At 62.1% G+C, this 6769-nt stretch carries 5 protein-coding genes; 4 read left to right on the top strand and 1 reads right to left on the bottom strand.

The genetic code is table 11. The features are described 5' to 3' along the window. Positions 1-165: 165 nt before the first annotated feature. The 4 genes from CCR95_RS00690 (at position 166) to pglX (ending at position 6518) form a co-directional block, all read left to right on the top strand. Positions 166-3015, top strand: a complete 2850-nt coding sequence (locus CCR95_RS00690) for a protein kinase domain-containing protein (RefSeq protein WP_201090959.1) — start codon at positions 166-168, stop codon at positions 3013-3015. 141 nt (positions 3016-3156) lie between these two features. Further along, a complete protein-coding gene (locus CCR95_RS00695; protein WP_201090961.1) occupies positions 3157-4176 on the top strand; it encodes an Rpn family recombination-promoting nuclease/putative transposase in 1020 nt (339 codons plus the stop codon). A 36-nt stretch (positions 4177-4212) separates the two neighbouring features. Next, positions 4213-4620: a hypothetical protein gene (locus tag CCR95_RS00700; RefSeq protein WP_201090963.1), complete on the top strand. Its 408-nt coding sequence runs from the start codon at positions 4213-4215 to the stop codon at positions 4618-4620. Then, positions 4584-6518 carry a BREX-2 system adenine-specific DNA-methyltransferase PglX gene (gene pglX / locus CCR95_RS00705; RefSeq protein ID WP_338115318.1) on the top strand — a complete coding sequence of 645 codons (1935 nt, stop codon included), beginning with the start codon at positions 4584-4586 and terminating at the stop codon, positions 6516-6518. The genes CCR95_RS00700 and pglX overlap by 37 nt, the downstream gene beginning before the upstream one ends. A 131-nt stretch (positions 6519-6649) precedes the next feature. Here pglX and CCR95_RS00710 read toward each other — a convergent pair. Then, the coding region (locus CCR95_RS00710) for an IS4 family transposase (RefSeq protein ID WP_201090968.1) at positions 6650-6769 on the bottom strand (120 nt) is incomplete at its 5' end.

The raw sequence follows: 6769 nt of genomic DNA on the forward strand, positions 1-6769 counted from the left end.
CGGTTTTACTCTTCCACTATTGAATAACTTGGCACTACATTGCGATTTTCGGCCGGCGTGTACATAAAGATCAGATGGTTAGATGCCATCTGGGGGTGTTTATCAATGGGGTTATGTTAAAGATGGGCTAAGTGCGAACAAGGACCGGGGCTTACGTTGTCGGCGATGGTCAATGGGTGTCTGGCCGAGATCGAGGAACTCATCCAGTTTGCCACCTGGCCCTCACCCGATGATCGCTTCAGTTCGACCAACGAATTCCTAGCCGCACTCGACAAGGCGGAAGAAGCCCTCGAAGACGCTCTCACAGCACCCGCGTCGCCGCTGGCGTCCCCTTTAGAGGCCAACACAGGCAATGATCTCAACGGTTTTGACGTGATTCGGCGACTCGGTAAAGGCGGCACTAGCCTGGCCCTTGAGGTCCGTCGCAAAGGTGCGGGGCAACCGCGCCAGGGCGTTTTCAAGATCGCATTGGAGCCGGAGTACAACGAGCGACTCAAGCGCGAAGCCGAAACCCTGGTGCGGCTTCAGCCCCATCAGAACATCGTCCAGTGCTTTGAACGCTTCGAAAGCGCGGGCCTGGCGATCCTGTTCCTGTCCTCGGCGGGAGAGGAAACGCTAGGTGAACGTCTGCGCCAGGAGGGTCGCCTGGGCCTGGACCTGCTGCGGCGGTTTGGCGAGGAGCTGATTTCTGTTCTGGAGTACCTGGAGCGCGAGGGCGTGCCCCACCGCGACATCAAGCCAGACAATATCGGCATCCGCCCAGGGACTGGTAAACGACTCACCCTCACGCTGTTTGATTTCTCGCTGGCGGGTGTTCCGGCCACCGACCTGAACGCGGGAACGCGGGTCTACATGGACCCGTTCCTGCGCAAACGCGGCATTTGGGACGGGTATGCAGAGCGCTACTCCTGCGCCCTGACCCTGCACGAAATGGCCACCGGCACCCTGCCCGAATGGGGCGATGGCAGCGCCGACCCGGCGACCCTGACATCAGAGATCGTGCTTGACTCAGAACGCTTTGATGCGTCGATTCGCAAGCCAGCACTCGACTTTTTTGTCCGGGCGCTGGCCCGCGACCACCGCCAGCGCTTTGACAATGCCGAGCAGATGCTGCGTCAATGGCGCACAGTGTTCGAGTACGTCTCGCGACCCGCCACGGCCCACGCGACACCAACACGGCAAATCGAATTGTCCTTCGGAGACGATTCGACGGCCATCGACGGCGGCATCACGCCGAGCACGCCACTGGGGTCGCTGGAACTGGATTCTCGCCACCTCGAACTGCTCGATCGGATTGGCCATGAGGCACTGGCCACGGCGGGCGATCTGGCCGACGTGCCGCGCAATCGGCTCTACCGGCACCGTGGCATTGCGCTGGCCGTGGCGCGCGAACTGCACCAGATTGCTGACCGGCTGCGGCAACAGTTCAGCGGGGGCGCGGCCAGGGACGAGCAGCCCGCCGATACCACCGTCGCCAAACTGTCGGTGGATGCGGCGGCCGCCTTGCTCGTGCCCAGGAAAGGCGACGACGCACAACTCCAGGCCCTGGAGGCTTGGCTTGGCGTGAGCGCACCGGCAGACGCCTCACCGCTGCCAGAGGATCTGTTGCATGCGATGGCCGAGCGGATGTCGCGCCAGCCGGAAGTCACCCACCTGCGAGACGACGTGGCCCTTGTCTTGGCCGGGCTGGGGGGCATCGCGACGGTTGGCGAGATCGCCACCGCACTCCTGGCCCGGCGCGGCAGCGTGCAAACAGGCGCCGCCCGGCATCGCGAGGCTGAAGCGCTGACGCGAGCCGTCATCACCGTCGAGCGCACCAAGCAAACGCCCCGCTGGCAACTGGTGACGCGCGATGCAACCGTTCGGCCGCTGATCGAGGCGCCACACGTCGAGGATCTGGTGGTCGCCACCCTGGCCAGCAGCGGTGCGGCAGGACTGTCTCCCTCGTCTCCCGAGATCCGCGCCAGTTACGCCGTGGCGCTGGGCGAGGCGGCCGACCGCCTGGCGCAACAGGATCCGCTACCCTCGTCACAACAGGTGGCCGACACCCTGGCGCGCCTTCCGCCGCCTGCGGGTGATGCGGGGCTGAGCGCTGAGCGGCTGATCCGCCTGGCAGCCGCGTGCGCCCGGCAAGCGGCCTTGTCCTCGCGCCTGGAGTTCTATCCGGCCCAGTTGTCCGCCGCGCGTGCCGTCAAGCTGGCCACCAACTCGCTGCTCGGTCTGCGTCAGTTCGATCTGGAGACCATCCGGCGCCGGATCTTTGCCCGTTACCCCGAGGCCGCGCCCTTGCCCGGTCCGGTCGAACTGGAGCAACTGCTCAAGGATGCCGGTCTGGAAGTGCAGTGGGACAGCGCCAGGCGCGCCTTCGTCACGCTCGATTCGGCGGGCATTATTTCGGGCACCACCCAGATCACCCGCTTCGGCACCAATCACCGCCCGCGCACCGCCACCGCGCCGGATGTGCAGGCGGCGCTGCAGATCGACGAACGCATCAAGCACACCCTGAGCAGCGGCAAATTACTGACGCTGTCCGTCGATCCCAAGGGGCTCTCGCTCGCGCAGCGCGAACTGTCGCAGCGTTTTGGTCTGAAGGTCATCGACTTCGACGCGGTCGTGCTCACCCTGCTTGAGTTGCAGGCCCAGGAATGGGAGGTGGACTGGAACACCCTGCTGGCCGCCGATGCCGCACCGGCGGGTTCGGTGGATGCGCAGAACTTCGCAACCGTGCTGGGCGAAGTCTGGCCCAAGGTCGAAGCGCAACTGCTGCGGGACGATCAACCGGGCTTACTGGTGAATCTCGGTCTGGCCGCGCGCTGGCAGCGAATGCCGCTGTTCGCCAGGCTGGCCGAGGCCTGCATGTTTGGCCAGCGTCCGCCGCTGATTGCCCTGATCGCCAGTCCGCTGACACCGGACAACCGTCCCGTGCTGGATGGAGAAGCCGTTCCCGTGACCATCAACACCACGGATTACGGTCGCATTCCGCGCGCCTGGCTCGAAAACGCCCACCGTATTTAAACCGCGCCCAGTGCGTTATGTGATGTTTGTGGATTGAATCGGCCTCGACAGCATCGGCGACAGTCGGAGCTGGCGCGGTTTAAGATATTAAAAAATAAAAATTTTAAACCCTGTCTCCACCTCACGGGCCGCATCAATACCATGCCCAAACCCACTAATCACCATGACGCCCTCTTTCGCGCCCTGCTCGACGATCCGCGCCGGTCCGCGATCCTGCTGCGCGAGCAACTCCCTGCGGCGCTGGCCGCGCGTCTGACGGAGGACCCCCCGCGCCTGCTCGATGGCACTTACATCGATGAGCATCTGCGCGACACCCGGAGCGACCGGCTCTATCAGGTCACGCTCACCGGCGGCAAGCCGGCGCTGCTCTATGTGCTGCTCGAACACAAAAGCGCGCCCGATCCCGGCACCCCGCTGCAACTACTCGGCTATCTGGTGCGGATCTGGACCCGCTATGCCGAAGGCAGGGCCTCACGCCTGCGGCGGCTCCCGCCGATTCTGCCCCTGGTGCTCTATCATGGCCGTCAGCCTTGGAGCGTCCCGACCTCGATTCTGGATTGTTTGGACACCGACGATGAGGTGCGGGAGTGGCTGCGCGATCTGCGCTATCAGGTGCGTGACCTGGGGCCGATGCCCTATCCCGAGCGTTCCGCCGATCCTGCCGTGCGCGCCGCGCTCGGTGCCCTGTGCGCCGTTTTCGTGCGCGATCTGGCGCCGGCCGACCTCGCCCGCATCCTCCGCGATCTCCCCGACGGCGAGGCACTGGAACGGCAGGTTCTGGTCTATATTGTTCGCCACTACGCCATCACCGAAACCCAATTCCGCGCTGCGCTGGCCGAAGCCAAGCCCGAACGCGAGGAGACTTTGCACATGACCGTTGCTCAAGAATGGATCGAACGCGGGATCGAAAAAGGGATACAGCAGGGGATACAGCAGGGGATACAGCAGGGACTGCGGCAAGGCATGGACTGTGGCCGCCTGGAGGCGCTGGTCGAAACGCTGATCGAGATCCTGGAAGCGCGTTTCGGTCAGGTTGACGATCGCCTCCGCCAGCGTCTCGCCGAACTGGACGCCGACGCCTTGCGTCCGCTCATCCGCCGCGCCGTCACCGTCGATTCCGTCGCGGCCTTGTTCGAACCGCCCTCCGCACCTCCGCATTGAACTTGGTCAAGTTCGACATTCGCCTAACGGTAGCCGATGATTAATCGCACCAAACTGCTGGCGGACCTGAAGGTCCAGGTCCGGGATCTGGAGAGCGATCTGCGCGGTCGCTTTGCCACTCACGCCGACTACAGGGAGCGCCTGACGACGGACTGGCAGGCCGCCCGCGACGCCGGGCGCACCGCCGAGGCGCTGGAGACCTGGTCCGAGGCGCAGTTCACCCAGTCCGCCGTGGCCTGGATCCTGGCCTGCGTGTTCGTCCGCTTCTGTGAAGACAATGGGCTGCTCGACGCGCCGCTGATCGCCGGCACGGATGCCCGAGGGCAATCCGCCGTGGCGCGACAGGAAGCCTTCTACCTTCAACACCCGACCGACTCCGACAACGCCTACTGCGCGAGGTGTTCGCGGTGGCGAGCCGCCTGCCTGGTCTCTCGGACGTCATGAAGGTCCAGCGCGTCTTGCTGACGGCTCCGGTTTCCGCCGACATGGGCAAGCAACTGGCGCGCTTCTTCCGGGCCGCCAATGCCGACACCGGCGCCCTGGTTCACGACTTCGCCGATCCCGACTGGAACACCCGCTTCCTGGGCGACCTGTACCAGGACCTCTCCGAAGCGGCGCGGGCGCGGTACGCACTGCTGCAGACGCCCGCATTCATCGAGTCATTCATCCTGGACCGGACGCTGACCCCCGCGCTCGACATCTACACCCTGGAAGAAGTCGATCTGATCGATCCGACCTGCGGATCGGGGCACTTCCTGCTCGGCGCCTTTGAACGGCTGGCGCCGCGCTGGCTGCGCCAGCGGCCAGACAACGTCAATGTGGCCCTGCAGGAGGCGCTGGACCGCATCGCGGGCATCGATCTCAACCCCTACGCGGTGGTGATCGCCCGGTTCCGACTGTTGGTGGCCGCGCTCAAGATGGCTCAGGTGCACAAGCTGCGACTGGCGCCGGACTTCCATCTTCATATCGAGACTGGCGACAGCCTGTTGCACGGATTCGATCAGCGAGATTACACGCGGGCTCAGGTATCGCTCGGGTTGAATACTCCGCAAGAGAATCTGGCGATGGCCGCCGATCATTTGTACCGACATGCGTTTGCGGCGGAAGATTTGACGGCGACCAATCGGATCCTGGCGAGAAAATACGCGGCGGTCGTGGGCAACCCGCCTTATATAGCGGTCAAGGATCGTGCGGTTTCAGCCTTGTATCGAGAGCGCTTCTCCAGTTGCCATGGCAAGTACGCTCTCGTCGCACCATTTTGCGAGAGGTTCTGGGCTTTGGCAAAGCCACTCGACAACGCGCAGCGAGCAGGCTATGTCGGCCTGATTGTTGGCAATGCATTCATGAAGCGCGAGTTTGGAAAGAAGTTGGTTGAGGCCTTCTTTCCAGCGCTGGACCTCACCCATGTGATTGATACCGCTGGCGCCTATATCCCAGGGCACGGAACTCCGACGGTGATTCTTGTCGGACGCAGTCGCCTCCCCGCCAGCCCGGTAATTCGAGCAGCCATGGGTATTGAAGGTGAGCCAAGTACCCCTGAAGATCCATCGCAAGGCAAGGTATGGAGGGCAATCGTCGACCAGATTGATCTTCGAGACTCTGAATCAGAGTGGATCAGCGTTTCGGACATCGATAGAACTACGCTCGCTAGACATCCGTGGAGCATGGGAGGCGGCGGCGCATCAAGTCTGAAGGAATCCATAGAGGACTGCTCAGAAAAGGTTCTCTCCGACATCGCGGATTCAATTGGAATCACGTCCTTTACTCTGGAAGACAACGCTTATATACACGACCCAGAAACCTGTCGACGTCAAGGCATTGACCCTTCGTTGCTCCGAGGGATGGTTGTGGGTGACGAGGTTAGAGACTGGTTTAACAACTGCGAATCGGTCGCCATCTTTCCATACGGTGAAGACTTTTCACCTGCTCGCCTTGAGAACTTTCGCACCGCCTTCTCATTTCTCTGGCCCTATCGAGTGTGCTTATCAAATAGCAAGATGTTTGGCGGGCAAACCAAGGTGGAGACCGGGCTTCATTGGTTCGAGTACGGAAGATTGACTGCTGGAAAGCTCGCGACACCCCTATCAATTACGTTTGCGTTCGTTGCAACGCACAACCACTTCGTACTCGATCGAGGCGGAAAGGTATTCAACCGCAGCTCGCCCGTAATCAAGCTTCCGGCTTCGGCGGGTGAAAATGACCACTTGGGTTTGATCGGGCTGCTGAACTCCTCTACGGCGTGTTTCTGGTTGAAGCAAATGTTCCACAACAAGGGCAGCACTGTAGATCAACACGGCGCTCGTCAACGAACAAGTGCTTTTGAGGATTTCTACGAATACTAAAGTGGACCCCGAAAACCGGACAGTCATTTAAGCTGTCAAGCCGGCACGAAAGGGTTGATTAAAATGGGTGAAGCAAAGCGTAAGACTTACGCGGCGGCGTTCAAAGCCAAGGTGGGGTTGGAAGCATCCCATTACACACAACTCCCCGTGTCCGACATCTCCCTGGCATATTTGATCCCCGCAGCGAAGTCCATGATGCGCTGCATCCCCAGCCAGAGGGTCTTCAGTCCGGGCTCGCCATCGCCTTTGCG

Source organism: Thiocystis minor (assembly GCF_016653465.1).
Classification (GTDB): domain Bacteria; phylum Pseudomonadota; class Gammaproteobacteria; order Chromatiales; family Chromatiaceae; genus Chromatium; species Chromatium minus.